This window comes from Pseudomonas borbori (assembly GCF_900115555.1).
Classification (GTDB): Bacteria; Pseudomonadota; Gammaproteobacteria; order Pseudomonadales; family Pseudomonadaceae; genus Aquipseudomonas; species Aquipseudomonas borbori.
The window spans coordinates 1-24,667 of record NZ_FOWX01000034.1 but is presented as its reverse complement, the minus strand read 5'-3'; the positions used below and the strand labels follow the sequence as shown (position 1 = coordinate 24,667).

The 24,667-nt window shown below is 62.1% G+C and carries 20 protein-coding genes and 3 pseudogenes; 1 reads left to right on the top strand and 22 read right to left on the bottom strand.

What is annotated here, in order from left to right; all coding sequences use genetic code 11:
- Positions 1-9 precede the first annotated feature (9 nt).
- The 20 genes and pseudogenes from BM315_RS20090 to BM315_RS24715 form a co-directional block, all read right to left on the bottom strand.
- Positions 10-606 carry a nucleotidyltransferase family protein gene (locus BM315_RS20090; RefSeq protein ID WP_090442525.1) on the bottom strand — a complete coding sequence of 199 codons (597 nt, stop codon included), beginning with the start codon at positions 604-606 and terminating at the stop codon, positions 10-12.
- Positions 596-1,567 carry an XdhC family protein gene (locus tag BM315_RS20085; RefSeq protein WP_090504758.1) on the bottom strand — a complete coding sequence of 324 codons (972 nt, stop codon included), beginning with the start codon at positions 1,565-1,567 and terminating at the stop codon, positions 596-598. Before BM315_RS20085 ends, BM315_RS20090 begins: the two co-directional genes overlap by 11 nt.
- A 686-nt stretch (positions 1,568-2,253) precedes the next feature.
- Complete coding sequence (locus BM315_RS20080; RefSeq protein ID WP_090504755.1) at positions 2,254-2,880, bottom strand: UbiX family flavin prenyltransferase; 627 nt, start codon at positions 2,878-2,880, stop codon at positions 2,254-2,256.
- A complete protein-coding gene (locus BM315_RS20075) occupies positions 2,864-3,817 on the bottom strand; it encodes a LysR family transcriptional regulator (protein WP_090504751.1) in 954 nt (317 codons plus the stop codon). The genes BM315_RS20080 and BM315_RS20075 overlap by 17 nt, the downstream gene beginning before the upstream one ends.
- 23 nt (positions 3,818-3,840) lie before the next feature.
- Positions 3,841-5,283, bottom strand: coding sequence for an aldehyde dehydrogenase family protein (locus BM315_RS20070; protein WP_090504749.1), 1,443 nt, complete (start codon positions 5,281-5,283; stop codon positions 3,841-3,843).
- Between the two features lie 71 nt (positions 5,284-5,354).
- Positions 5,355-6,143, bottom strand: a complete 789-nt coding sequence (locus tag BM315_RS20065; protein ID WP_090504747.1) for a fatty acid hydroxylase — start codon at positions 6,141-6,143, stop codon at positions 5,355-5,357.
- 50 nt (positions 6,144-6,193) lie between these two features.
- Positions 6,194-6,943: an SDR family NAD(P)-dependent oxidoreductase gene (locus BM315_RS20060; RefSeq protein WP_244527339.1), complete on the bottom strand. Its 750-nt coding sequence runs from the start codon at positions 6,941-6,943 to the stop codon at positions 6,194-6,196.
- Positions 6,944-7,022: 79 nt separating this feature from the next.
- A complete protein-coding gene (locus BM315_RS20055; RefSeq protein WP_090504741.1) occupies positions 7,023-8,285 on the bottom strand; it encodes a TRAP transporter large permease in 1,263 nt (420 codons plus the stop codon).
- Positions 8,286-8,288: 3 nt separating this feature from the next.
- On the bottom strand, positions 8,289-8,867 hold the full coding sequence (locus BM315_RS20050; protein ID WP_090504738.1) for a TRAP transporter small permease: 579 nt from the start codon (positions 8,865-8,867) through the stop codon (positions 8,289-8,291).
- Positions 8,868-8,942: 75 nt separating this feature from the next.
- On the bottom strand, positions 8,943-9,923 hold the full coding sequence (locus tag BM315_RS20045) for a TRAP transporter substrate-binding protein (protein WP_212632979.1): 981 nt from the start codon (positions 9,921-9,923) through the stop codon (positions 8,943-8,945).
- Positions 9,924-10,064: 141 nt separating this feature from the next.
- On the bottom strand, positions 10,065-11,519 hold the full coding sequence (locus BM315_RS20040; protein WP_090504732.1) for a UbiD family decarboxylase: 1,455 nt from the start codon (positions 11,517-11,519) through the stop codon (positions 10,065-10,067).
- A gap of 497 nt (positions 11,520-12,016) precedes the next feature.
- Positions 12,017-13,309, bottom strand: a complete 1,293-nt coding sequence (locus BM315_RS20035; RefSeq protein ID WP_090504729.1) for an OprD family porin — start codon at positions 13,307-13,309, stop codon at positions 12,017-12,019.
- 148 nt (positions 13,310-13,457) lie between these two features.
- Entirely contained in the window at positions 13,458-14,699 is a 1,242-nt protein-coding gene (locus BM315_RS20030) for a benzoate/H(+) symporter BenE family transporter (RefSeq protein ID WP_090504726.1), read from the bottom strand.
- Between the two features lie 83 nt (positions 14,700-14,782).
- Positions 14,783-15,586, bottom strand: a complete 804-nt coding sequence (locus BM315_RS20025) for an enoyl-CoA hydratase/isomerase family protein (RefSeq protein WP_090504723.1) — start codon at positions 15,584-15,586, stop codon at positions 14,783-14,785.
- Between the two features lie 20 nt (positions 15,587-15,606).
- Positions 15,607-17,145, bottom strand: coding sequence for an AMP-binding protein (locus tag BM315_RS20020; RefSeq protein ID WP_090504720.1), 1,539 nt, complete (start codon positions 17,143-17,145; stop codon positions 15,607-15,609).
- Positions 17,146-17,150: 5 nt separating this feature from the next.
- A complete protein-coding gene (locus BM315_RS20015; protein WP_090441613.1) occupies positions 17,151-17,651 on the bottom strand; it encodes a (2Fe-2S)-binding protein in 501 nt (166 codons plus the stop codon).
- Between the two features lie 2 nt (positions 17,652-17,653).
- Positions 17,654-18,460, bottom strand: coding sequence for an FAD binding domain-containing protein (locus tag BM315_RS20010; RefSeq protein ID WP_090504717.1), 807 nt, complete (start codon positions 18,458-18,460; stop codon positions 17,654-17,656).
- Positions 18,457-21,459: a xanthine dehydrogenase family protein molybdopterin-binding subunit gene (locus tag BM315_RS20005; protein ID WP_090504715.1), complete on the bottom strand. Its 3,003-nt coding sequence runs from the start codon at positions 21,457-21,459 to the stop codon at positions 18,457-18,459. Before BM315_RS20005 ends, BM315_RS20010 begins: the two co-directional genes overlap by 4 nt.
- 178 nt (positions 21,460-21,637) lie before the next feature.
- A pseudogene (locus tag BM315_RS25080) lies at positions 21,638-21,784 on the bottom strand (IS3 family transposase); the annotation flags it as partial.
- 872 nt (positions 21,785-22,656) lie between these two features.
- A pseudogene (locus BM315_RS24715) lies at positions 22,657-23,208 on the bottom strand (TrlF family ATPase); the annotation flags it as partial.
- 541 nt (positions 23,209-23,749) lie between these two features.
- On the opposite strand from BM315_RS24715, the pseudogene BM315_RS25075 reads away from it, so the two are divergent.
- A pseudogene (locus BM315_RS25075) lies at positions 23,750-23,887 on the top strand (type II toxin-antitoxin system HipA family toxin); the annotation flags it as partial.
- A gap of 63 nt (positions 23,888-23,950) precedes the next feature.
- Here the strand turns inward: BM315_RS25075 and BM315_RS19990 are convergent.
- Both BM315_RS19990 and BM315_RS19985 read right to left on the bottom strand, forming a co-directional pair.
- The gene (locus tag BM315_RS19990; RefSeq protein ID WP_090504712.1) at positions 23,951-24,343 is read right to left on the bottom strand and encodes a ParB N-terminal domain-containing protein; all 393 of its coding nucleotides are present in this window, start codon (positions 24,341-24,343) and stop codon (positions 23,951-23,953) included.
- A gap of 42 nt (positions 24,344-24,385) precedes the next feature.
- Positions 24,386-24,667, bottom strand: a 282-nt coding sequence (locus BM315_RS19985; protein WP_170862267.1) for an ATP-binding protein, incomplete at its 5' end; no start/stop codon positions are given.

Below are 24,667 nucleotides of genomic sequence, written 5' to 3'. Positions count from 1 at the left end.
TGCGCAGTCTTAGAAGATTACTCTCGAGGCGGTTAGCCGGAGGTCATCAGGCGTATCAATATCCTGGTGGATACCTGGATCCTCCACGTCGACACTCACGCAAGACGCGTGTTGCTCACGGAGGAGCTCACGAGCACCGCTATCGCCATCGAGTTTTCGCAGAGCTGGCCAGAAATCTCGGCCGAACAACACCGGATGTCCTGAGCAGCGCCGATAGTGCGGTCGAACAATAATTGACCGATTCACCCTAGTACACAAGTACCGCTGAGTCGTAGCGCCGATCCAGGGCATATCGCCGAGGAATACCGCCAGCGCCTTGGCCTCGCTATCTGCCAGCTCGGCAACCGCTTGCGCCAGGCTGGCACCCATTCCGCGAGTGGCGTGTGTTGCCCGGATCACGCCAACACCTGGCGGAACGCCCAAAGCGGCCGGCGAGTCCTCCGCGCGCAGTACCACATATACCCGCGCAAATACCGCTGCCACCGCGACTAGGGTCGACTCCAGCACACCTCGACCGTCGGCCAGTCGTGCCATCCGTTTGTCGCCACCGAAGCGCCTGCTGCTGCCTGCTGCGAGCACCAAGGCAATGACCTGATCACAAGGCATGGCGCGCCCTGCCATGGTATACACGGAGGACATCCGCCATCACCGCCAGGGCTATTTCCGCCGGCGCCTTACTGCCCAGATCCAGACCGATGGGCATGTGCAGGCGCGCAATCTGCTCGTTGGACAGGCCGCCAACGCGCTTGAGCCGCTCGGCGCGCTTGGCCGACGTGGCCTGCGAGCCCATGGCGCCGATGTAGAACGCCGGGGTGTGCACGGCCTCCATCAGGGCCAGGTCGTCGATACGTGGATCATGGGTTAACGCCACCACCGCGGTGGCGGCGTGGCAACCTCCAGCGCCGATGAACAGCGAGGGCAAGACACGCTGCATCTGCACACCGTCAAGCACGATGTGCTCGACTTCCTCACGGGGGTCACAGGCAATCACCTCGCAGCCGATGGCGCGGGCAAAAGCGGCGCAGGCCTCGGCCACCGGGGAGAGCCCGGCGAGAATCAGGCGCAGGACCGGGCCGACATGAATGCGTACCGTCTCGTCGACGATCTGCACCCGTTCGCTACCCTGACCGGCGTCCGGATCCAGGCGCAGCGCACCACTGGTAAGGTCGACATGACGCACTAGGCGATGCTGACCGAGCAATGCCACCTGCAGGCTTTCCAGGTGCTCGATCCAATGGCCGCTGGGCGCGCGGTGCTCCACCAGCACAACCAGCACCCCACCGCACGGCAAACGCAGGCGCCGACTCTCCTCGGCGCTGTCGCCGTAGCGGACAATCTGCGCCGACTCACGCAGCTCGCCACGGGCCAGGCTGGCGAGGAATTCTTCCTCGACACAGCCGCCGGAGAGCGAACCGACATGCTCACCAGCACCGCTGGCCACCAGCATTGCCCCCGGCGCGCGCGGCGCCGAGCCATAGGTCGAGAGTACCGTACAGAACCACAGCGCACGACCGGCACGGGCCCATTCGAGTGCCTGGCTGACAACCTGTAGATCGAGATGGCGCATGATTCCAGTACCTCGTAACGATGACATCACCCAAGCCCCGGCATGGAAGCCAGCAGGCGAGAACTTGCCCGATCCGCACGAACCCGGGCATGTGCTAGTGCGGGAAACCTCTTGGTGATGCCTCCGTCTTGTTGTTGCGGCATTTCATCAATCGGCCGCCGTACGGTCAGGCTATGGCAATGGAATGGCGCACGCCTTGCCAACTCAATGGAATATTGACCCTGTAGCCCACAAATTTGCCTTTTAGTCTGATTGATGCGTAAAAGCACCACGCGCTGACGAATAAAAAAGACCCTAGGGTGCTCGCTAGTATCGCCCTGGCGTCACGTATCATCGTCGAAACCTACAGCCTCGATGGTATCCGCTGTACCACCGCCGCCTGGCGTTTCACCACGCTGACAATATCGAGTGCATCTTTCACGGTGGAGCGACAGCTGACTGCACCCGGACATTCCCCTGTCCGACCTGGAGGTGCATCTGGCGAACATCCGCCGGTCTTTGTTGGTAATCCAGGGCTCGCCACGCCGGAGCAAGTGGTTATTGTTCAGCTCCGCATGGCAGACCCCTGCCGCGCAGTGCTGCTGGACTACTGCTGGCCCTTTTCGTAGAACGAGGTGTGCGTGCAGCCCCTGCAACTGATCACTGACTTATTGCAGAGCTACCTGGCTGAAGCCGCCGTATCTCAGTCATGCATCAACTCGCACCTCGTCCAGAGTCGCGACATTTTCCACTTGCTCGCGCCAGCGGCGGACAATGCCCAACTCGATATCGAACATATCCAGCACCCGCCCCAGAGTGTGATCGACCATCTCTTCCAGGCTGCTCGGTTTGGCATAGAACGCCGGCACCGGCGGCGCGATCACCGCGCCGAGTTCGGCCAGCTCGCTCATGCTGCGCAGGTGGTTGCGGTGTAACGGCGTCTCGCGAACCATAAGTACCAAACGCCGACGCTCCTTGAGCACCACGTCGGCGGCGCGGGTCAACAGTGTCGAGGTCACGCCGCTGGCAATCTCCGACATGCTGCGCACCGAACAGGGTGCAATGACCATGCCCATGGTCTTGAACGAGCCGCTGGCGATGGCCGCGCCGATGTCCTGGTTGGAGTAGCTGACATCCGCCAACCCCTTGAGCTGTGACCAGGACAGCTCGGTCTCGTGGGCCAGAGTGATCAGCGCCGACTTGCTTACCACCAGATGTGTTTCGATCGACGTGTCCTGCAGCAGCTCCAGCAGGCGCACACCGTAGATGGCCCCGGAAGCGCCGGAAATGCCGATGATCAGCCGCGGCACGCGGGGTTTAATCAACTCGCTCATGCTCGCTCTCCTCAATCTGGCCTTCCTTGTAAAAATGAATGGTATTCAGTGCCGCCATCATGTTTTTACCGATCACCTCAATGAACAACATCGCCGCCGGGGTCAACGGACGGCGCGGGTCGTACACACAGACCATGCGCCGGGTAATCCCCGGTGCGGCGAGTGGGTAGGCGCGCAGAGCGCCTTCGTGCAGGCCGCGGTGCAGCACAGTAGCCGGCAGCAGGCTGACCCAGTCGCTGCGACGGAGGAAGTCCTCGATCACCGCCAGATCGTCCACCTCCAGCTGGGGAGTAACCTCCAACCCCAGGCTGGCGAGCCGCTGGTCGATGACCATACGCAACCCGTGGCGACGCGACGGCAGCACCAGCTTCAGCCCAGGCAGGCTGGCCAGTGGCAGCGGCAATGGGCCGTTCAGGCGGTTGGCCGCTCCGGTGGCCAGCAGCAGCTCCTCGTCGAGGATGTCGTGCCCCAGCAGGCTGTCCTGTTGAAAGCTCTGGTTGATCACCGCGAAATCCAGCACGCCGGCCAGCACCTTCTCGATCAGTTCCTGGCTGTAACCGGATGTCACGCACAGCTCCACCTCAGTGTGATGCTCAACGAAGTAGGCCAGGGTGTTGGCCAAAGCATTGTTGGTCGCTGAGGCGATGAGCCCGGCGCTGACCCGCCCACCGATCTCGCCGCTACGATTGATCAGGGTCTGCCGCGCCTCGAGGATCTGCCCGAGTACCGGCATGAACAGTCGGTAGGCCTGCTCGCCGGCCTCGGTTGGCGTCATGCCCTTGGAGCTGCGCTCGAACAATGTCTGGCCGAGCTCCTCCTCGAGCCTGGCGATCTGCATGGATAGTGCCGGCTGGACGATGTTCAGTCGCTGCGCCGCGCGGGTGACCGAGCCTTCCTCGTAAAGGCAGGTGAAGTACTTCAGTTGGCGCAGTTCCACCGTCGTCATCCTCGCCTTTGCCGTCAGCCCAGAGTGCCGACGCTCTGGTAGATGTGTTTGAGCTCGCTAAAATCCAGCAATGCATCGACCCCGTGCAAGCGGCCCAAGCCACTCTTGCGGTAGCCGCCGGTCTCTGCCTCGGCGAACAGCTTGTTGTGGTCATTGAGCCATACGGTACCGTTGCGCAGTGCGCGGGCGACCCGCCAGGCCCGCGCGCCCTCATTGGTCCAGACGCTGGCGGAGAGGCCGAACTCGCTGTGGTTGGCACGGGTTACCGCTTCGGCCTCGTCGTCGAAAGCTTCCAGCACCAGCAGCGGGCCGAAGATTTCCTCCTGGCAGAAGAACGCGCCGCTATCGCGGTGGGCGATCAGTGCAGGGGCGAGGAAGGCGCCCTGCCTCAGCGCGCCATCCGGGCGGCCACCAGCCAGCAACACCTCGTCGCAACAGTCCAGCGCCTCGGCGATACGCCTCTCGACCTTGTCGCGCGACTGCCAGTCAATCAGTGGGCCCATTTGCGTCGTCGCCTCCAAACCGTGGCCCAGGCGGATTTCGCTGAGCGAGGCACTGAGCGCACGTTTCATCTCAGCAAAACGGCTGGCCTGCACCAGCACGCGCCGTGCGGCGGTGCACTGTTGGCCGGAAATGATAGTTGCTGCTGCCGCCAGCTTCGGTGCGATAGCCTCGACGTCGGTATCCTCGAAGACCAGGCAACAGGACTTGCCGCCGAGTTCAAGGGACAGCTTCTTCATGGTCGCTGCGGCGTCTTGCATGATGCGCTGGCCGGTTGCGGTGGAGCCAGTAAAGCTGAGCACATCTACCAGCGGCGAAGCCACCAGGTACGCCGCGCCGACATGCCCAGTTTCAGCGAATAGGTTGACCGCTCCGGCCGGTAGACTCGGTAGGGCGAATAGCGGCTCGAGCATGGCCGCGTTGAATAGCGCGGTCTGCGGCGCCGGCTTGATCACCGCGGTGCAGCCGGCCGCCAGCGCCGGAGCAAGGGCGCGTACCAGCAGCACCGCCGGGGCATTCCATGGGATGATCAGGCCCGCGACCCCGGCCGGCTCACGCAACATGGTGGAGAACTCGCCAGGCGCCACCTCCAGCACATGGCCGGGGTTGTGCCGGGCCAGACCGGCATAATAGACAATCTCGGAAATCGCCCCGGCTATCTCACCGCGCGATTGTGCCAGGGCCTTGCCGTTCTCGCGGGTAAGCAGCTGCGCCAGCTCCTCCTGGCGTGCCTTGAGTCCTGCGGCCCAGTCCAGCAACAATTGCTGACGCAGGCGCGGGTTCTGTGACCACTTCGGGTTGGCGAAGGCACGCGCGGCGGCGGAGACCGCCGCTTGCGCCTCGGCTTCGCCGCCATCGGCGAAGCGGCCGATCAACTCGCAGCTGGCTGGGTCAAAGCTGTCCGTCCAACGTCCCGCATCGGTCCATTGCCCATCGATGAAATGTCTGCTTTGCATGAGTCCTCCGGTATTCCGTGGATCAGCGAGCCGCGGTCGACCACCAGAGCCGACCGCTCATTGATTCGCTGTCAGAGCTGGTGTTCGGTAGCCGCTTTGGACGCGCGCTCGACCTGCTGCGCATCAACGCGAGCCTGGTCCTTGGGTTTACGCGCCGCATCCGACATGCCATTGAACAGCGTGCCCAGCACGCCCTTGTTCAAGTCACTGGTGCCAAACAGTGCATCGCAGATCGGAAAAGTCAGGTTGAAATTGCGCGTGTGCATGAAGTCCGGGTTGTGATGCAGGACATGCATGCGGCGCACCGTGTTGACCAGCGGCATGGCATCGAGCAGCGGATGCTCAAGGTGCGACAGCGTGTGCAGGCCTTCGTACATCAGGAAGTAGGCCGCCATCGTCAGCATTGCGATATAGCCGGCGTTGGCTGTCCATAACGTGCCCAGCAGCAGGGCCAGCGGCAGCGCGGCCAGCACGAACAACACCGGAGCGAATGGGGGAAACAGCAGAGCGCGCCAATCCTGATGGCCGTGATAGTCCAGCGTCTTGTGCGAGAAGAACTGATGGTGGGTGGCGACATGCCGCTTGTAGGCCGGCTTGATCCAGCTCCTCGGGCTGTGTAGCAAATAACGGTGGCCCGCCCATTCGGCCCAATTGCCGAACAGGAACATCGGCACTACCACCAGCAACCACTCCTGCCAGCTCGTATCGACAATCTGGCTGGCGCAGTACCAGAGCACCCCGCCGGTGAATAGCAGGGTGAAAGCCAGGTGCATTTCGCCGCGATACCAGCTGGGTGTGGACGCACGATAGCTCTCGCGGTATGCGTGCGAACGCTCAACGATTTGTTGTTCACGATTCATAACGGTTTACCCTTTCAATGAAATATCGGCTGCGCATGGATTCCCCCCTATCAGTGGGTCACCGAGCCGCCGTCGACCACCACAGTCTGGCCGCTCATGAAGTCGCTGTCGGCGCTGGCCAGGAACAGCAGCGCGCCGATCAAGTCTTCCGGCACTGCCTCGCGTTTGAGGCAGCGGCTGGCGATGTTGTTGCGCACGATATCGTCGGCCCAGGCGGCATTGGCCTGCACGTTAGTGCTCATGGTCAAACCGGGGGCCAGGCAGTTGCAGCGGATCCCGGTATCGCCCACCTCGCGGGCGATGGAGCGGGTCATAGCGATCACCGCACCCTTCGAGGCGACATAGGCAAGCATCATTGGCGCACCCTTGAAGGCGGTGGCCGAGGCGATGTTGACGATCTTGCCGTAGCCCTGTTTGCGCATCACCGGTAGCACCGCCTTGGCGCACTCGAAGGAGCCGCGCACGTTGACCGCCATGATCTTGTCCCACTCCGCCGAGCTAGTCTGCTCGAAGGGCTTGAGCTCGAGGGTGGCGAACAGCGCGGCGTTATTGACCAGCACCTGCACGCCGCCGAATTCTGCCACTGCCGCCTCGACCATGGCTTGCACGGCGGCACCGTCGGTGACATCGCAGGCCAGCGCCAGGGCGCTGCCGCCCTCGGCGCGGATCGCCGCCGCGGTCTCGTTCGGGGTATTCAGGTCGCAGAGGACGACCTTCGCCCCCTCGGCAGCCAGTGCCTTGGCGTAGGTAGCACCTATTCCTTGCGCGGCGCCGGTAATGATCGCCACCTTGTCTTTCATTCGGTTCACAGCATTTTCTCCAGGTTGATCTCCGGCGGGGATGGCCGGGTGAGAGTTCCGCCCACTAAGGAGGGGCCTTTCATGAGATGAATGCGGTCACCAAGCCGGGCTGCCAAGCAATCAGCACCATGGTCAACAGAGTCACCAGCAGGAAAGGCAGCAGAGGCCGCATGATCTCGCTGGGCCGACAACCCGTAACGCGGGAAGCGACATAAAGGGCCGCTCCGACAGGTGGTGTCAGCAGCCCCAGAGTGAGGTTGATGCACATCACTACCCCCAAGTGATAGGGGTTGATGCCATAGACGCCCTGGGCCACCGGCAACAGGATCGGTACCAGCAGGATCAGAGCCGCGATGCCGTCGATGACCATGCCCACGACCAGCAGCAGGGCGATCACCAGCAACATGTAGATGAATGGATCAGAGGTCATGCTCTGCATCACCTCGCCAAGCTGCTGCGGAATCCTTTCATAGACGATCACCCAGCCGAAAACCGCGGCGGCCGCCACCAGGGCCAGCACCACGCCACTGTTGATGCCGACCCTCAACAGCATGCCGCCCATACGCTCGAACTTCATTTCTCCATGGGCGAAACGCCCGACCAAAACTGCCATCGCAGCGCCCACGGCGGCGGCCTCGGTCGGAGTAGCCACACCACCGAGAATGCTGCCTATCATCACCACGGGCACGCTGAGCGACGGCAGGCTGCGGAGAATGTTGTTCAGTTTCTCTGCCCGGCTCAGGCGCTCGCTGGCCGGGTACTGATAATAAAAGCCGAGCAGGGCAATGATGGCGACAAAGCCTCCGGCCATCAGCACTCCCGGCACTATGCCGGCGATGAACAGGTCACCGATGGAGATCTGCGCCAACACGCCGAAGATGACGAACAGCATTGACGGCGGAATCACCGGTGCCAGCAAGGCCCCGGCCGCCGTGGTCGCCGTGGCGAAATTGCGGTCATAACCCTTGCTGTGCATCTCCGGCACCATGACCTGCGCCATCACCGCCACTTGCGCAGTAGCCGAGCCGACAATGGACGCCAGCATCATATTGGCGATGATGTTGATGTAGGCCAGGCCGCCGCGGACGGCGCCGAGAAAGACCGAGGCAAAGGCCACCAACCGCTTGGTTATGCCCCCCTCATTCATCAGCTCCCCCACTAGCATGAACAACGGAATCGCCAGCAAACCGTAGTTATCCAGCCCACCGAAGAATTGCTGCGGATAGGAGAGAAACAACACACTATTGCCACTCAGCTGGATGTAGGACATGGCGGTGACCGCCAGTACCAGCGCGATGGGCAGGCCGATGAACAGCAGCACGATAAAAATAGTCGCGGCCATAGGTCACTCTCCAGAATTGACACGGACTGTGTGCTTGAGAAACTCCGCCTGAGGTACGGTCAGCGTCTGCAGCAGATTGGCCAAGGCGTGCACACTGCTGGACAACGCCACCAGCGGCAAAATCAGCCAGAACCAGACCTTGGCAATGCCCAGGGTCGCTGTGGGTTCCTGATAGATGAAGTTGAATGATTTCGCGGCAAATGCCTGAAAGTCGAAGCTCATACTGATCAACAAGAGCGGATCGAACCACAGGTAGCAGAGCACCAGCATGGCCACGGCGAACCCCAGTACCAGGCCATCGGAAATGCACTGCAGGCCCCTTCTGAGCGCTGGGGGAACGGCATCCTGTAGCAGGGTCACCGCGACGGCATCACGACTCTTGAGGGTCACGGAGAGGCCAATCATGGCCAGCCAAACCATGGTCAGAATGGCCAGCTCATCTAGCCAGAAGATCGGCATTTTCAGGGCGCGACCGGTGACGTTGACCAGGATCATGAGCGGTAGAGCGAGAACCAGCACACGCATCAGTCCCCGCTCGCACCAACCAATCCCGTTACTGAGCGTTTGAATTGAATGAACCATTTGCACTCCTTGAATACGGTCAAGCAGGAGCAGCCCGTCCGGCAGGCAGCGCTGCCGAACCAGGGGAGGCTTCGATTATCGAATCGATTCGGCTTCGCGGCGCAGGTCAGCCAGCACCGGCGCCTTTTTGAGCCAGAGGGTTTCCCATTGCTGCAGCTTGTCGCCGAAGAACTCGGGACCCGCCGGAACCACCTTGACGCCGGCCTTCTGCACGTTCTCCAGCATCTCTGCCTCGATAGCCGTGTATTGCCCGAAGAGGTTGTTCAGGTGCTTTTTCGTCAGTTCGCCGAGCATTGCTCGGTCCTCTGGGCTGAGCTGAGCCCAGAGCCGGCCGGAAACCAGGCCAACGACTGGGAACATCATGTGGTTGCTCTGCACCAGCACGCTGCCGCGCTCATACAGCCGCAGCTTCCAGACCAGCTCCAGATCGGCGTCAACGCCGTCGACCTGACCGTTGGCCAACGCGTCGTATACATCGGGTAGCGGCATCGGAGTCGAGGCCGCGCCAAGCAGCTGATAAAAATCTTTAACCGGCGCAAAGGGCGTAATACGCATTTTTCGGCCATTAATCGCGGCGATGCTGTTGGTCGGGTAAGCATTGAGCATCAAACGCATGCCTGCAGTGCCATAGCCCAGGCCCACAACACCAGCCTCCGCCGGCAACTTGTCGAGCAGGCCCTGTGCCGTCGGGCCATTCAGTAATGTGCCGGCCTGTTTGACGTTGTGCACCAGGTAGGGGGCATAGAGCACGCCAAAATCGGGGATGCGGTTGGTGATCTCGGCCGTGGTCATGAAGGCCATGTCCAGTGCCCCGGTTTGTAGTTGCTGCAGCATCCGCGCCTCGCTGCCAAGCTGGCCGGCCGGGAAGATGGTGATGCTGTACTTGCCGTCGGAGCGTTCTCGCAGATCGTTGCCCATGGCTGTGGCCGCGACGGACCAGGCGTGGGTTCCCGGCACGATCAGGCCCAGCCTCAGGTCCTTGGCGCTCGCTGCTGCACTGAACACGAAGGCTGCTGCAGCGAAGATGACACCCATCATTTTTGTTCTTGTCTTCATTGGATTTCTCCTTGGGTAGTGTGGATCACATCAGACGATCTATTGTTAGGCAGGACTGCTATAGCGATGGAAAGGCAATGGTGAGCCACGCCCCCCCGCTGAGGGGGCTGTCGAGCGCCAGGCACCTTTCAGGGCGGGTCATCAGCTCGGTTCATGACGGCTCTCCGCCGTCGTTTCAGCCAAGACTCGCTGACGCCAGTCACCTGCCGCGTCATCGATTACCTGGGCAAGATCCACCTCTGACTCGCCTGGCACCTGGATTCTCAGAAACTTGAACGACGGCGCACTGAGCGGCACCGTGGCATCGAACCCCAACTTGGAGCCCACGCCTTCACGGGTGGAGGGGTCGAGCTTGGAACCTTGCGACTCGTGGATCTGCACCAGGTCGCGATCGGCCTGGAAGCGCGTGGCGATCGCCCACTCCACTTCGCTCGGGTTGTGGATATCCACATCCAAATCGACCACGGTGACGTGTTTGATGTCGTAGTGACCGCCGAGGGCGCCGAGGATCACGTTCTTCGCCTCACCCTCGGAGCGTTTGTCGATCTGCACGTAGAGGTGGTAGCGGCACACCCCGCCCTTGGCCAGGTGCACGTCGCGCACGCAGGGAAAGCTGCGGCGCAGATGGGCGAGCATGCTTGCCTCGCGCGGGATACCCCCGAGCAGCAGGTGCTCGAGACCGCCGCCGACGATGGTGTGGAAGATCGGCGCGCGGCGGTGGGTGATGGCGTCAACCTCGATCACGTGGCGCTCGGCGCGCTCGCCGTAGTACTGTGGGAATTCACCGAACGGGCCTTCCATTTCCCGCGCCTGGGCCAGCAGGCGGCCCTCTATGACGATCTCGGCCTCGGCCGGCACGCGGATCCGGTTGGTCACACAACGCGCCACCGGCAATGGCCGTCCGTGCAGGGCGCCGGCAATTTCCAGTTCATCGTGATCGATCGGCACGATGGCCTGGGAAGCCAACAGGGTCAGCGGGTCGGCGCCGATCACCACCGCCACCTCCAGGTCCTCGCCGCGTGCTTCCACCTCTTGAAAGAACGCCAGGGCATGGCGCGGCAACAACAGCGCACCGAGGCGGTTCGGGCTACTCACCTGAAGGCGGTGGATAGAGACGTTCTGCACCCCGGTGCGCGGGTTGCGGGTGATCAGCAGGCCGGCGGTGATGTAGGGGCCACTGTCGTGCTCGTTATGAGTGGGGATCGGCAACTGTTTGTTCAGGTCGACTTCACGGTGCACCACCTGCTGGCACGGCGCATCGAAGATTTCATACCAGGGCAGCGGATTGAGGCTGGCCTGTTCGAAACGTGCCAGCACCTCGCCGGGCTCGACGCCCATCGCCTCGGCCATCCACTGACGATCGGAGAGCAGACCGGATACCACCGGGATCGTATGACCACTAGGCTCGGGGAACAACGAGGCACTTTTTCCGTCCAGACGATTGGCAATCGCCGCAATGCCGAAACACAAGTCCACGCCGGGGTGGATCACTGCCAGGCGTTGGTGCCGCTGCAGATGGTCAAGCCAGCCGCGCAGACAGCTGCCTGCTGGCAAGGCTCCGTCGGTAGCTGGTGTGGGAGTGGTCACAGGCTGCATGGCCGTACCTCGTTGTTATTGTTTTGGCGACTTGTCGTGTTGCTGGGCGACATGTCGGTTAAGGGTTTCCGCCCGTGGCGGGGTGTGCGCTCAGCGCCCCTGCTGTCGCTCGGTCGAGGACAGAGGCAGAGGCAGGGCCGCTTGGGCATGCAGGGGGTACAACAGCGCTAGGTTTTTTCACGGCGCAATCTCCATTGTTGTTGTTTGAAATCGCTGGGCCAGTTCTCACCCTAAAAGTACGGAGGAGGATTTTCTATTAACTAATATTGATGCCACCTATCAGCCCTGATAACGAGGGGCAGCAGGCTTGCTGCACCCCGTCACCTGAGCTTCATCGTGTGGGCAGCCCAGGCTGCCCTGCCTTACCAAGTCAATGAACACTTTCCCTGTCGACTGCCGGTTTGTGTTTGCATCTGATTCATGTGCAGAGGGCGCCGACTGGAGAAAAAAGGCCCGCGAGGGCGGGCCAAGCCATCACCCGGGCTACCGGGAAGGGCTCAAAATAACGCTAGGGTGTAGTTGAGGATCAGCCGATTCTCGTCGACGTCGCTGCGGTAGTTGGAACGCGCGGTGACGTTGCGCACCTTCACCCCCAGGCCCTTGAGCGAACCGCTCTGCACCACGTAGCCGACGTCCAGGTCGCGCTCCCACTCCTTGCCCTCGAAACCGCGGCCGGTGTCGACGTTGTCGCCACTCAGGTAGCGCACCCCGGCGACCAGGCCGGGCACGCCCATGGCGGCGAAGTCGTAGTCGTAACGCACCTGCCAGGAGCGCTCGTCGGCCGAGTCGAACGCGTAGGTCGGCACCTCGTTGCCCAGCGGGCTGGTATTGGCGAACACGCGCGGCAGGCCGTCGTCACCGAACATCGCCTGGTAGCCGAGGTAGACGGTGTGGCCACCGTACTTGGCCGACAGCAGGGAGAACGCCGCCTGGTTGTCCAGCTTGCCGATCAGCTGCTCACCGTCCTCGGTCGAGTCGAAGTAGCCGAGGCTGGCACCGAGCACCCAGTCGCCGACTGGTTCGCTGTGCTTGAGGCTGAAATAACGCTGGTTGTAGAGGTCTTCCAGCTGGGAGTACCAGGCACCGACCGCGGTGCGATTATCGTTGAAGGCATAGTCGGCACCGCCGTAGTTAAAGCGGTCGGTGGTGACCAACTGACCGGCCTGGCGGCGCGGGACGAAGCCGACCATGGCGCCGAGCTCGCCGTCGCCAGCCTCGTTGCGCAGGCTGGTGGAACGCAGCTGGCCGGCCTGCAGGGTCAGACCGGCGATCTCGTTGGAGACGATGCTGGCGCCCTGGTAGGTCGGCGGCAACAGGCGGATATCGCCGAAGTACAACACCGGCAGCATCAGCTGCTGTTCGCCTATTTTCAGCTCGGTCTTCGACAGCCTGACCTTCAGGGCCGCACCCAGGCGGCTGTAATCATCGGCCGCCCTGCCCTCGTCGGTCACCGGCAGCAGGCCGGTATTGACCCGATCCGGGCTGCTGTCGAGCTTGAGCCCGAGCAGGCCGATGGCGTCGACACCGAAGCCGACCGGGCCTGGGGTATAGCCGGACTTGAAGTTGAGGATAAAACCCTGGGCCCACTCCTCGGCCTTGGACTGCTGGTTCGGCCCGACGATGTCGGAGAAGTCGCGGCTGAAGTAGTAGTTGCGCGCCTGCAGGGTCGCCGTGGCGTCCTTGAAAAAATCGCTGTCGGCAGCCAAAACCTGGAACGGCAACCCCAGCAGCAAGCCGGTGTAGATCAGGCAATGGGTGGGTTTGCATGGGCGAGTTAAGGGGAAGATCATTGTTGTAAGTTCTCTTTCTTATTAGGTTTTTAGGCAAAAGAGTTCCCACGGGCCTCTTGCAGGTCCATGTGTGGCAGTGGGAACTCTCGTGGGATACAACGTTTAAGAAGTGTGCGATTTGTCGTTACTGACCGACGGCAACGCGACCCTAGGCGGCCCGCTCACGGCGCAACTCGCCAAGCAACCAGGACACCGCCACGCCGATCACCAGCGCCCAGAACGGCGCGCTGATGCCGAACAGGCTGAACTTGCTCATAGCCACCACCAGGGCGACGAATGCACCGATCTGGCAACCGGTTTCTTTGTGGAAGGCCTGCTGCAACGCGCTGAGCAAAACGCCGATCATCGCCAGGCCGGCAATCACCAGAATCAACTCGCGCGGCAAGGCGAGGATGAACGGCACGGCGACACCGGCGAATACGCCAAACAGGGCGAACAGTACGCCATTGACCAGAGTCGCTCCGTAGCGTTGACGCGGATCGTCGCCGGCTTGCTCGGAACCGCAGATCGCCGTCATCGGCCCGGCGATATTGGCGTTGTGCCCGCCCAACAACCCGGCCAGCATGCCGCCCACGCCGCTCACCACGGTCATCGCATTGACCGGTGGCTTGTAGCCCTCGACCATCAGCACGCCGGTGGCCTGGGCATTCTCGGCACCGATTACCAGCGCCGCCAGCGGCACCGATATGGCAAAGAAGGTAGCCAAGGTGAACATGGGAGTGGTGAAAGCCGGCATGACGAAGGCGATATCCACATCCGCCGGTTTCAGCAGGCCCAGCGCCAAGGCCGCGGCGAAGCCCACCAGCCCGGCAGCCAGCACCGGCGGCACCGCCTTGACGAAGCGCATGACCAGGAAGTAGGTCAGCGCCGCCAAACCGGCCATCAGCGGAACGCTGCCGACCGCTTCTACCGCGCCGACACCAAAGCGGATCATCGCCCCGGCGATCATCGCCATGACGATGGGCATCGGCAGCCAGCGCATCAACTTGCCGATCACCCCGCTCAAGCCGAGCAGCAAGACCAGCGCGCCGCTCATGATGAAGGCGCCGACCGCCTCGCGAAAGTCCAGACCGCCAAGTGCCGCGATCATGATCGCCGCGCCAGGGATCGAATAAGCGCCGCAGATCGGCTGGCGGTAGCGCAGCGCCATGCCGATGCTGATCAGTCCGCCGAGCACGTAGATGGCGAATAGCCAGGCAACCGTCTGGCCATCGCTCAAATGGCCGGCTTCGGCGGCGCTGATGACGATCAGCGCAGGCCCGGAACAGCCGAACAGCGCGGCTACTACCCCGGCGCTGACCGACTTGATGGTGAATGCCTCTCGGAGTGAGTAGCCCGATGAGGCGCCAGTAGGTGGTGCAAAAATAGTGTTCGCTTTATTGCCAGGCATGACCCGTTCTCCGCGATTGTTGTTGTACTGCGGTATGGCCGTTGTCTGCCGAGGCCTGCCGCAGGCAAGCCCCGACGGGAAGATTACTCGCCGCGAAATACCGCCGGCCGCTTGCTGTGGAACGCCTCGACGCCTTCCTTGAAGTCATGCGAGCTGCGCAGGCGGCTGTAGCAGTGTCCTTCCATCTCGATGGCCACGCTCAGCGGCGCGTCTTCGTTGTCGTTGATCAAGCGCTTGGCCGTGCGCTGGGCCAGCGGCGAGAAGCGCCGCAGTTCATCGACCAGTGCGTCTACCGTGCTTTCCAGCTCGGCGTCCGCCACGCACTCGGTGGCGATGCCCCACTCGTAGGCCTGTTCGCCGCTTATGCGCTTGGCGCGCATGACCATGTGCTTGGTGCGGGCCACGCCGATGATCTTCTGCAGGCGCGCCGAACCACCGGAACCGGGGATCTGCCCGAGATTCTGCTCGGGCAATGCGTAGCGAGTAGTCTCCGAGGCGATACGGAAATCGCAGGCCAGCGACAGCTCGAAACCGACGCCGAAGGTGTAGCCACGGTTGGCGGCGATCACCGGCTTCTCGCAGCGCACCGGCGCGGCGACGTTCCAGGCCAGCTTGGAGACGTGCTCCGGCGAGGCCTCGAGGAAGCCCTTGATGTCGCCGCCGCTGGAGAAGTGCTCGCCCACCGCGCGCAGCACGATGACGCGCACCTGCGGATGCGCGTCAAGCGCTTCGAAGACCTGGCGCAGCTGGTCGCGCTGGCCCATGGAGATGACGTTCAGCGGCGCACGGTTGAGGATGATATCGGCGCGCTCACGGGCCGCATCGACCTCGACATGGAAGCCATCGAACGGGGTTTCGAGAAATTGCTGGATTGCTTGCAGTTGCATGATAGATGTCCTCGGGATAATTAGCGGTCAGCCTTTTGGGCCTGTTCCTGGTGCTGAGCCAGCAAGATGCGGCGCAGCACCTTGCCAACGGGGGATTTGGGAATCTGCTCGATGAACTGGTAACGCCGCGGCCGCTTGAACTTGGCCAGGCCGGACGCGATGCAGTGGGCATCCAGTTCGCTTTCGCTGACCTCGGCACGCAGCTTGATGAAGGCGGCGATGATCTTGCCCCACTGCTCGTCCGGCAAACCGACCACCACCACTTCCTCAACGCCGGGGTGCAGTGAGAGCACGTTCTCGATCTCCACCGGACTGACGTTCTCGCCGCCGGTGATGATCAGGTCGTCCACCCGCCCGGTGACAAACAGGTCGCCGTCCTCATCGAAATAGCCGGTGTCACCGGTAAAATACCAGCCATCGCGCAGCGCCTTGGCAGTGGCTTCGGGGCGGTTCAGGTAGCCTTCGAACGCCTCGTCACTGGCCAGGTCGGCGATGATCTGGCCCTCCTCCATAGGCTTGGTTTGCACCTGTGCCGATTCGGCGTCGATCGGCACCACCCGCACCCGCTGGTTCAGCGCGCTGCGCCCCGAGGAGCCAGGCTTGCGGCTGGCCTGCTGGTCGATGGTGAAAGTGTAGATCTCCGAGCTACCGTAGTGGTTGACGAACAACTGCGGCTGGAATGCCTGCTCGACGCGGCGCATCAGTCCGTCGCTCATTGGCGCGCCGGCGAAGCCGATCTTCTCCACGCTGGCGACCCGCTCGCGGGCGAACGCCGGGTGCTCGATAAGCATGTGATAGAGGGTCGGCACCAGGTACAGGTTGCTGACCTGCTCCCGCTCGATAGCCTCCAGGGTGGCCTCGACGTCGAACTTCGGCACGCAGACGAAATGCCCGTCGATCAACGCCATGGCCAGCAGCGAGCGCACGCCCATGGTGTGGTAGAGCGGCATTACGCCGAGGGTGCATTCGCCGTGGCGATAAAGGTTCTGCGCCACATGGGCGACCGCCGCGGCGCGTTCGGCGCAATGCCGGCGCGGCACGCCCTTGGGCTTGCTGGTGGTGCCTGAGGTATAGAGCAGCAGGGAGAAATCCTCGGGCGTAGCACGCAGGATGGTCGCTGTTGGTGCCTCGGCGCACAACTCGGCGAAGCTCAGGTCGCCCGCGGCGGCTCGCTCACCGACGGCGATCCGCGGTAGATCGATGGCGGCCGTGCAGGCAGCCACCGCAGTAGCGGTAGAGTCGTCGTAGGCCAGTGCGCGGATCTGCGCATCCTCGATGCAGTAGGCCAGCTCCTCGGCGGTCGAACGCCAGTTCAGCGGAGTCATGACGATGCCGGCGAACTGGCAGGCCCAATGCAAGGTTGCCATCTGCCAGCGGTTCTGCATCGTCACCAGCAGACGATCACCCTTGCCCAGCCCTAGTGACTCGAGACCGTGGGCGGCACGTTGGATATCGACGAACCACTGTTCGTAGGTTTTTTTCACTGTACCGTCGCTGACCGCAATGGCCAGTGGGCGGCGCTCTACGGCAGCGAGGAAGCTGCGTCCGAGATCGAACATTATTGTTATACCTCTTCGTTCGTTTGACGTTGGGCGGCCACTTCGAGCACCGCCTGGACGATGCCGGTGTAACCGGTACAGCGGCACAGGTGCCCGGAAAGCATGTCGCGCACTTCGGCCTCGCTCGGGTCGGGCTGCCGCTCGAGGAAATCCACGCAGGACATGAGGATGCCCGCAGTGCAGAAACCGCACTGCAGGGCGTGATTACGGCGGAATGCCTGCTGCAGGTCGCTGAGCGTGTCGTCGTCGGCCAGCGATTCGACTGTCTCGATGCGCCGTTCGTGGGCCTGCACGGCGAGCATCAGGCAGGAGCGCATGGCGACGCCGTCCACCAGCACCGTGCAGGCGCCGCAGACGCCGTGTTCGCAGCCGACATGGACGCCTGTGGCGCCGAGGTCGTGGCGCAGGAAATCGCACAACTGGGTACGCGGCTCGGCCAGGCCTTCGCGCGTGCGGCCATTGAGCTCGAGACGGACGGCAAAACGTTGTTCGGCGGTTACGCGCATGTTCAGACTCCTTCGATGAGACGGTGACCCAGCTCGCGAACCAGTTGCCGGCGGTAGGCCGCGCTGGCATGCACATCGTCCTGGGCATCAAGCGACCAGGCGGTTTCGTTGAGCGCGTCCGGTAACGCCGCACCGCGCGGCAGGCTGCGCATCACCGGACGATCGGCGACCCCGCCGACACCCAGGCGCACCTCGTCGATGCCGATACAGGCGGCCAGCGAGACGATGGCGAAGTCGCCGTGGCGCATGGCGATTTCCTGGAAGCGATAAATGATGCCCTCGCGCTTGAGCGGGAAGCGCACCTCGACGACCAGTTCGTCGGCGCGTTTGTCGGTGGTGAGAATGCCCTGGAAGAACTCGGCAGCCTTGATCACGCGCTTTCCCTTGATCGACTCCAGGACGATCTCGCCGCCTAAGGTGACCAGGCTCAGTGGCAGCTCGGCACTAGGGTCGGCGTGGGCCACAGAGCCGCACACGGTGCCACGGTTGCGGGTCTGGAAGTGGCCGATCCAGGGCATTGCCAGGGCCAGCAGCGGTACTTCGTCGGCCAGCGTCGGCCGCGCCAGCAGCTGCGCCTGGCGTACCGCGGCGCCCACCGCCAGGCAGTCCTTGCGCAGCTCGATATAGGCCAGCTCGGCGACCTGATTGATGTCGATCAGCAGCTTGGGTTGGGCCAGACGCATGTTCAGCACGGCCATCAGCGACTGACCGCCGGCAATGATGCGTGCCTCCTGGCCATACTCGGCGAGCAGCTCGAGTACCTGGCGGCGACTCTCGGCGCGTATGTAATCGAAAGCAGCCGGTTTCATTGCGCACCTCCTTTGCCGAACAGCCGGACGAACAGCGCACGCAGGCGCGCCCACCAGCCGTCGGCGATCGCCTGGCCACTGACCCGCTGCGACAGGCGGGTGAAAATCTGTCCGATGATCACTTTCGAGGCCCCTTGCATCATGCGGCTGCCGACCGCGGCGACCTTGCCGCTGACTACGACCTGGTATCGGTATTCCAAACGCGTGTGACCGTTCTCCAACTCGACGAAACGCACCCTGGCGTGGCCCTCGGCCGAGCCCATGGAACTGGTGCCAGAGCCGGACAGGCGCAACGAATGAGGTGGGTCCAGCTCGCTCAAGGCGACCTTGGCCTCGAAGCGTGCGCGGATCATGCCCACGCCGACGGTAACGTCCGCACGGTAGCGATTCTCGCCCTGCAGCTCGAGGGCATGGCATCCCGGGATGATCGCAGCCAGGGTGGCCGGGTCGAGCAGGGTGTCGAACACTTGCTGTGGCGGGGCCGGTATCACCACCGCATCGTTGGCGCGCAGGGCCGAGCCGCCGGCCGGTTCTGCGTCAAAACCGTCGTCCTGCTGCATGCCGGCCGGCCGCGGAGGTTCGTCGATGCCGATCATGCTGCGCACTTTCGACGGTGTCAGCGGCAGGCGGATGTCGGCGCGGCCGAGGGCATCGGCTACGGCGTTGGCGATGCATACCGGCGTGCTCATGTTGTTGCCCTCGCCGACGCCTTTGGCCCCCAGGGGGGTGAACGGCGACGGCGTTTCCAGATGCAGGATCACTGGGTCGAGCACTTCCGGTGCGGTGGGCACCAGGTAGTCGGCGAAGGTTCCAGAGAGGAAGCTACCGTCCTCGCCATAGGCGAACTCCTCCATCAGCGCCGCGCCAAGCCCCTGGGCAAAGCCGCCACGGATCTGCCCGTCGACCAGCGCGGGATTGAGCAGGCGGCCGGCATCGTGGCACGTCACGTAGCGATCGATGTGAATCTCGCCGGTGACGCGGTCGATCTCCAGACCGCAGATATCAAAGACGAATCCGTAGCACAGCGAACTGTTGATGAGGTCGCCGTCGTCTGGCGCGGTGAGCTGCGGCGGGCTCCAGAATGCGGTTTCGCGCAGGCCACCCGGCTCGCCTTCCGGGAGCAGGCCAGGTGACCAGTGGGTGGCGCCGGCGATGCGGTGGAACGGTGCCGCCGGACCGCCGTTGATGACGAATATCTTGCCGCCGCCGAAGCGGATGTCTTCCGGTTTGGCTTGCAGTTGCGCGGCGGCAATCGCGGCGAGGCGATCGCGCACCTTCAGCGCGGCCTGGTAGACCACTCCGGCCACCGCGCCGGCGAAGCGGCTGGAATAGTTGCCCGAGGCGATCGACCAGGCATCCTTCTGGGTGTCCAGTTCGACGTTGACCACGATCGACTCCAACGCCACGCCGAGCACATCGGCGACTACCTGGGCCACCGCGGTCTGGTGCCCCTGGCCCTGGGGCGTCGAGGAGACGTGCACGCTGACATCGCCGAGCGGGCCGACGTTGATGGTCGCCGTGCTCACCGCGCCGTTCTTCGGCCCGGCCTTACGCCGCTCCTCGGGGGTCATCGCTGCGGTGATGTAGCCCATGTTGGAGATCGACGGTTCGATCACCGCCGCATAACCGATTCCGTACAGCCGGCCTTCGCCGCGCGCCTGGTCGCGGCGGCGCAACAACTCGTCGAGCCCGCCGTCCTTGACCGCCAAATCGATGCCGGCTTGGTAATTGCCGGAATCCAGCAGAGCGCCGGCCGCGGCACGGTAGGGGAAGGCGTCGGCCGGTACCAGGTTGCGGCGGATCACCTCCAGCGGATCGAGATCCAACTGCACGGCGATATGCTGCAACAGACGCTCTAGGGCGAAGTACACCTGCGGGCCGCCGAAGCCTCGGTTGAGGCCGGTGGGGGTCTTGTTGGTCAGCACCACGCGGTTGCGCACCAGCAGATTACGAATCGCATAAGCACCCGTGAGGTTGCCGTGCATGCGATAGAAGGTGGCCGGCTCCGGTGCGCGCAGGTAGGCGCCGCAGTCGTCGATCTGGTCATAACGCAGGGCGGTGATGCGACCGTCGGCCTGCACCGCCGCCTCGATCTCGGTGACCCGATTGGTCGCAGAGGACGCGCCTTGCAGATGCTCGAGGCGATCCTCGACCCATTTCACCGGGGCTCCAACCTTGCGTGACGCCAGTCCCATCATCACCACGTAGGGGAACACACCCTGCTTGATACCGAAGCTGCCGCCGGAGTCTTTCGGCGTGCGCAGACGCAGGCGGTTGCTCGGCACGTTGAGTGCGCGGGCCATCACCGTGTGCAGCGCATAGGGTCCCTGGAAGTTGGCCAGCACATCGTAGATGCCGGTGGCGCGCCCATACTGGACAAGCACCACGTAGCATTCGATGGGGGTGCAGGAGCTGCGCGGAAAGCACACCTTCAGCTTTACTCGGTACGGCGCCTGCTCGAAGGCCTGTTCCGGTTCGCCATAGCGGAAATGCCGCTCGTTGACCACGTTGCTGCCGACTGCCTCATGCAGCACCGGCGCCTGTTCGGTGGTGGCGGCCTCTGGATCGATGATCGGCGGCAGCTGCTCATAGTCGACACGTACGCCTTCCAGGGCGTCTTCGGCCAGGTAACGACTCTCGGCGATCACTACCGCCACCGGCTCACCGACGTAGCGCACCTTGTCCACGGCGACGCACCAATGCTCCATCGGCTGGCGCACGCCCACCGGGAATGGCAAAGCCCAACGCTTGACGTCCTCACCAACGAGTACGCCGCGCACACCCTTCATCAGCAGCGCTTGGGAGAAGTCCACGGCAGTGATGCGCGCATGAGGATGGGGTGAACGGACAATGGCAGCATGCAGAGTCCCGGGCGGGGTGGCAGCATCGTCGGCATAGCAGCCCAGGCCACGCAGCAATGCAGCGTCCTCGACACGGGTCTGGCGAGCACCAATATGGCCGCTGTGCTGGGAAACTAAGTCAGGCTGATATAGGTTCATCACTACTTCTCGCGTTGTTGTTGTGCGCGATTAACTCGTAGTGAAGTGTATGGAGCCTAACTAGCCGACCGCCTTGCCTGAGCCGATGAATATCTGTCAGGAAGTCCGCTGGCCTGCCTTTTAGTCTGATGAGGTGAAGACGGCGGCGTTTTTTTCGGATGCTCTTTGGTATGAGTAATGCCGCTTGGGCTGACTCGGTAAGTTGTCGATAGTAAAAGGCCACGGCCTTGGCTTGTGGCATGTTGCTGATGGGCCCCGGCAGCCGTCGGTGGTTGAACCAGTCCACCCACTCCAGCGTCGCCAGCTCCACTGCCTCCCGATTCTGCTAGGAGCGACGATGGGTCGCAGGTAAGGCGCGGCAGAGCCCGGCTGCCAACGCCAGGGTGGCAATGGTTGAGTAGTAGCTCAGCAAATCTTGGTGCCACAGAGTTAAGAGTGCTTGGCACGGGATCCTGCAAGCAACGCAATGTAGACCAAGCGGGTTGGGGGCGCTGAGAGAGGATTCGGGCCAAGCTTCATAGTGCTTATGGCTGCATTCCTTTCGGGGGGACTTCCATGATTCAACATTTTTTAAAGGGATTCATCCCAATACCGTGTCGAAAACATCTGCTAGCTCTTTACAGAGTCGGCAGACGGACTCGATGTCCGCTTTTGGCCGATTTCTGCCGGATTTCACCAGCAGCAATGGGGGTAGGTTCCGTCCGCTCGTGATCGGCAGCAACCGGCCAGATGCGGACATACCTCTCCTCAGCAGCACCGAGCATCCCTATCCTGCTCTGCCGTCCAGTGCCACATGGTGCATCTTTTCTTCAATTGCGGCCACGACCTTTTTGCCGCATGGTCAGTCCAAGCAATGCACCAACTAGCCACAAGCAGGCTTGCTTTTTCTGGGCTCTGTTGTTGCGATAGTAGGCTCGAAATTCTCTAGGTAAGTGCAGCCTTCCACTGCTCGAAAATATCTTCACACAAGAAAGGAAAATCTGGATGTCGATGCTTGCCAATGCTGTCGCCTCCATCCGACTTGGGGTGGAGGATTTTCAGGCCGCAGCTAAGGATGATGCGCGCGCGCTTTCGGCAATTCGAAATCTAACAGCCGGGTTACTGCTGCTTTTCAAGGTCAAGCTACAGAATCTGAGCCCGCCAGGTTCGAAGGAGTCACTCCTCAAGCAGAACGTGACACCTGGACTTGATACCGATGGCAATAACGATGCCGTCATTGTCGTCCTGTACGATTTTCAACAGCTTCGCCAAGCTGATTGGAGAGTCTTCACGTCTCAGCGGCGTCGGCAAACCTCTTTCAAACCGTTGCGATTCAGGCAGGCCCAGCTGAATGAGCACTTTGTTCACACACTCGAGATCGCTGGATTTCTTGGCGGGTTCGAACAGGCAAAGCACGTGATAGCCGATATCAACTTCAAAGCCTGGCAAGATGTGGATCATCTCGCGCCCCAGCTCTGCGGCGACTGACTTGTTCTGCTCGATCAGATGAGTCAGAAACCAATCTCTCAGGTCAGTCTGACCAGAAAAGTTGTGGTCAGTGATGCCAATGATCTGCAGCTTGAGCTCATGGCACCGTCTGAGGAAAGCCTGCGCCTTGCTGCTTATTTCGCTCTCATCGTGGACACCTCCAGCCTTTGGTCTGCGAGGGTTGCCTAGTCGGAGGTCGGTGTCGCTCCAGTGCTTGCTGTCTTCCGGTGTCTGAACCTGAAAGTCAGCTTTGAACCATCGCATTCCTTGGTACTGGCCCATCGCGGATCTCTAGAAATTGCTGGGATGAAAGAATAGACAGCCTAAAGGGCCATCACGGCCGTCCGCAATAAGGCATCAGCAATCTGCTGGCCGAAAATGATCTGGCCGCGTGCAGCTGACCAGCATGCACCGACCCTCGATTGGTACGAGGATGTACGCAAGCTGAAAGGGCTGGCCGCACGGCATGTCCTCAAAAGCGATCACGCATTACCTCTACCAAAAACCGGAGATGTTATTGACCCTGCCTTTTAGAGCCAAAACTTACCGGTGGCACAAAAAGTGGCACAAAAATCCTTCCACCAACAGAACACCCACCCATAAAAAAATCCAGTCACCGCTAAGTGACTGGATTTTCTAGAGTTATATGGTCGGGACGGAGTGATTCGAACACTCGACCCCTAGCACCCCATCTATGCATGCCGCCCATAAGGCATTGATTTAAAAGAACTAAATAATGGCGCTCGCTGCAATCGAGGCCCAACGATGTCGAACGATTTTCAACGATTTCCCGCAAAAGTCCCTCGGCCCAGTCAGTTGGCTCTTCTATCGAACTGTTCGGCAGTTGGGGCTCGATACAGTTGCCGCAGAAGGGCTGGCTTTGGAAGAGGGCAATAAGCCCAGCCTGTGGATGCATCGCTTTGATCGCGAAGTCAGCGCTGCAGGTGTGGGTCGAGTTGCGCGGCATCTGGCCGAAAATGTCACGCCGCACATGCCCAAGTGCCTGCTTGACCGTCGCAATGGTTCATGCACACAGGTAGCGCAGAGGAATGGCGATCACCGGCAGCGCCGGATCGAACAAATGCCGCGTGGTCTTGTAGGGGAGAGTCTCCCCTCGCGCGATTGTCGAGTAGATCCGCGACACCTCGAACGCTTGCCCAGTCTGCCAATGCCGAACGCACACTCGCGGATCAGCGTAATCGAGCTGAATGCACGGCACTCGTTTCAAGCCCAGTTGCAATGCGGCATTGAGCCGATGATTGCCATCCATCACGATGCCCTTTGAGCTTTCCACGATGATGGGTTCCAGCCAATGCCCGGCGCGGATGATCGCTTCGCTGAGCCTCTTCACGTTGGCGGGGTCGACATGCTCAGACTGCAGGACATCGCAGAGTGGCCTCAGGGTGTCAATCAGCATCCAAAACTTTCCAGGTAACAGCGTCCAAAAGTTTCCAGTCGCTCAGGTGTTTTTCACTGCCTTTTTGCGCTGCTTGAAGCGGAACGAATCGTTGCCGGTTTCGAGGATGTCGCAGTGGTGAGTGATGCGGTCGAGCAGTGCTGTGGTCATCTTGGCGTCGCCAAAAACACTGACCCATTCGCCGAAGGACAAGTTGGTGGTGATGATCAGCGAGGTCTTTTCGTAGAGCTGGCTGATCAGGTGAAACAGCAGCGCCCCACCGGAGTCTGGGAAGGGTAAGTAGCCCAGTTCGTCGAGGATCACTGCGTCCATGTGCAGCAATTG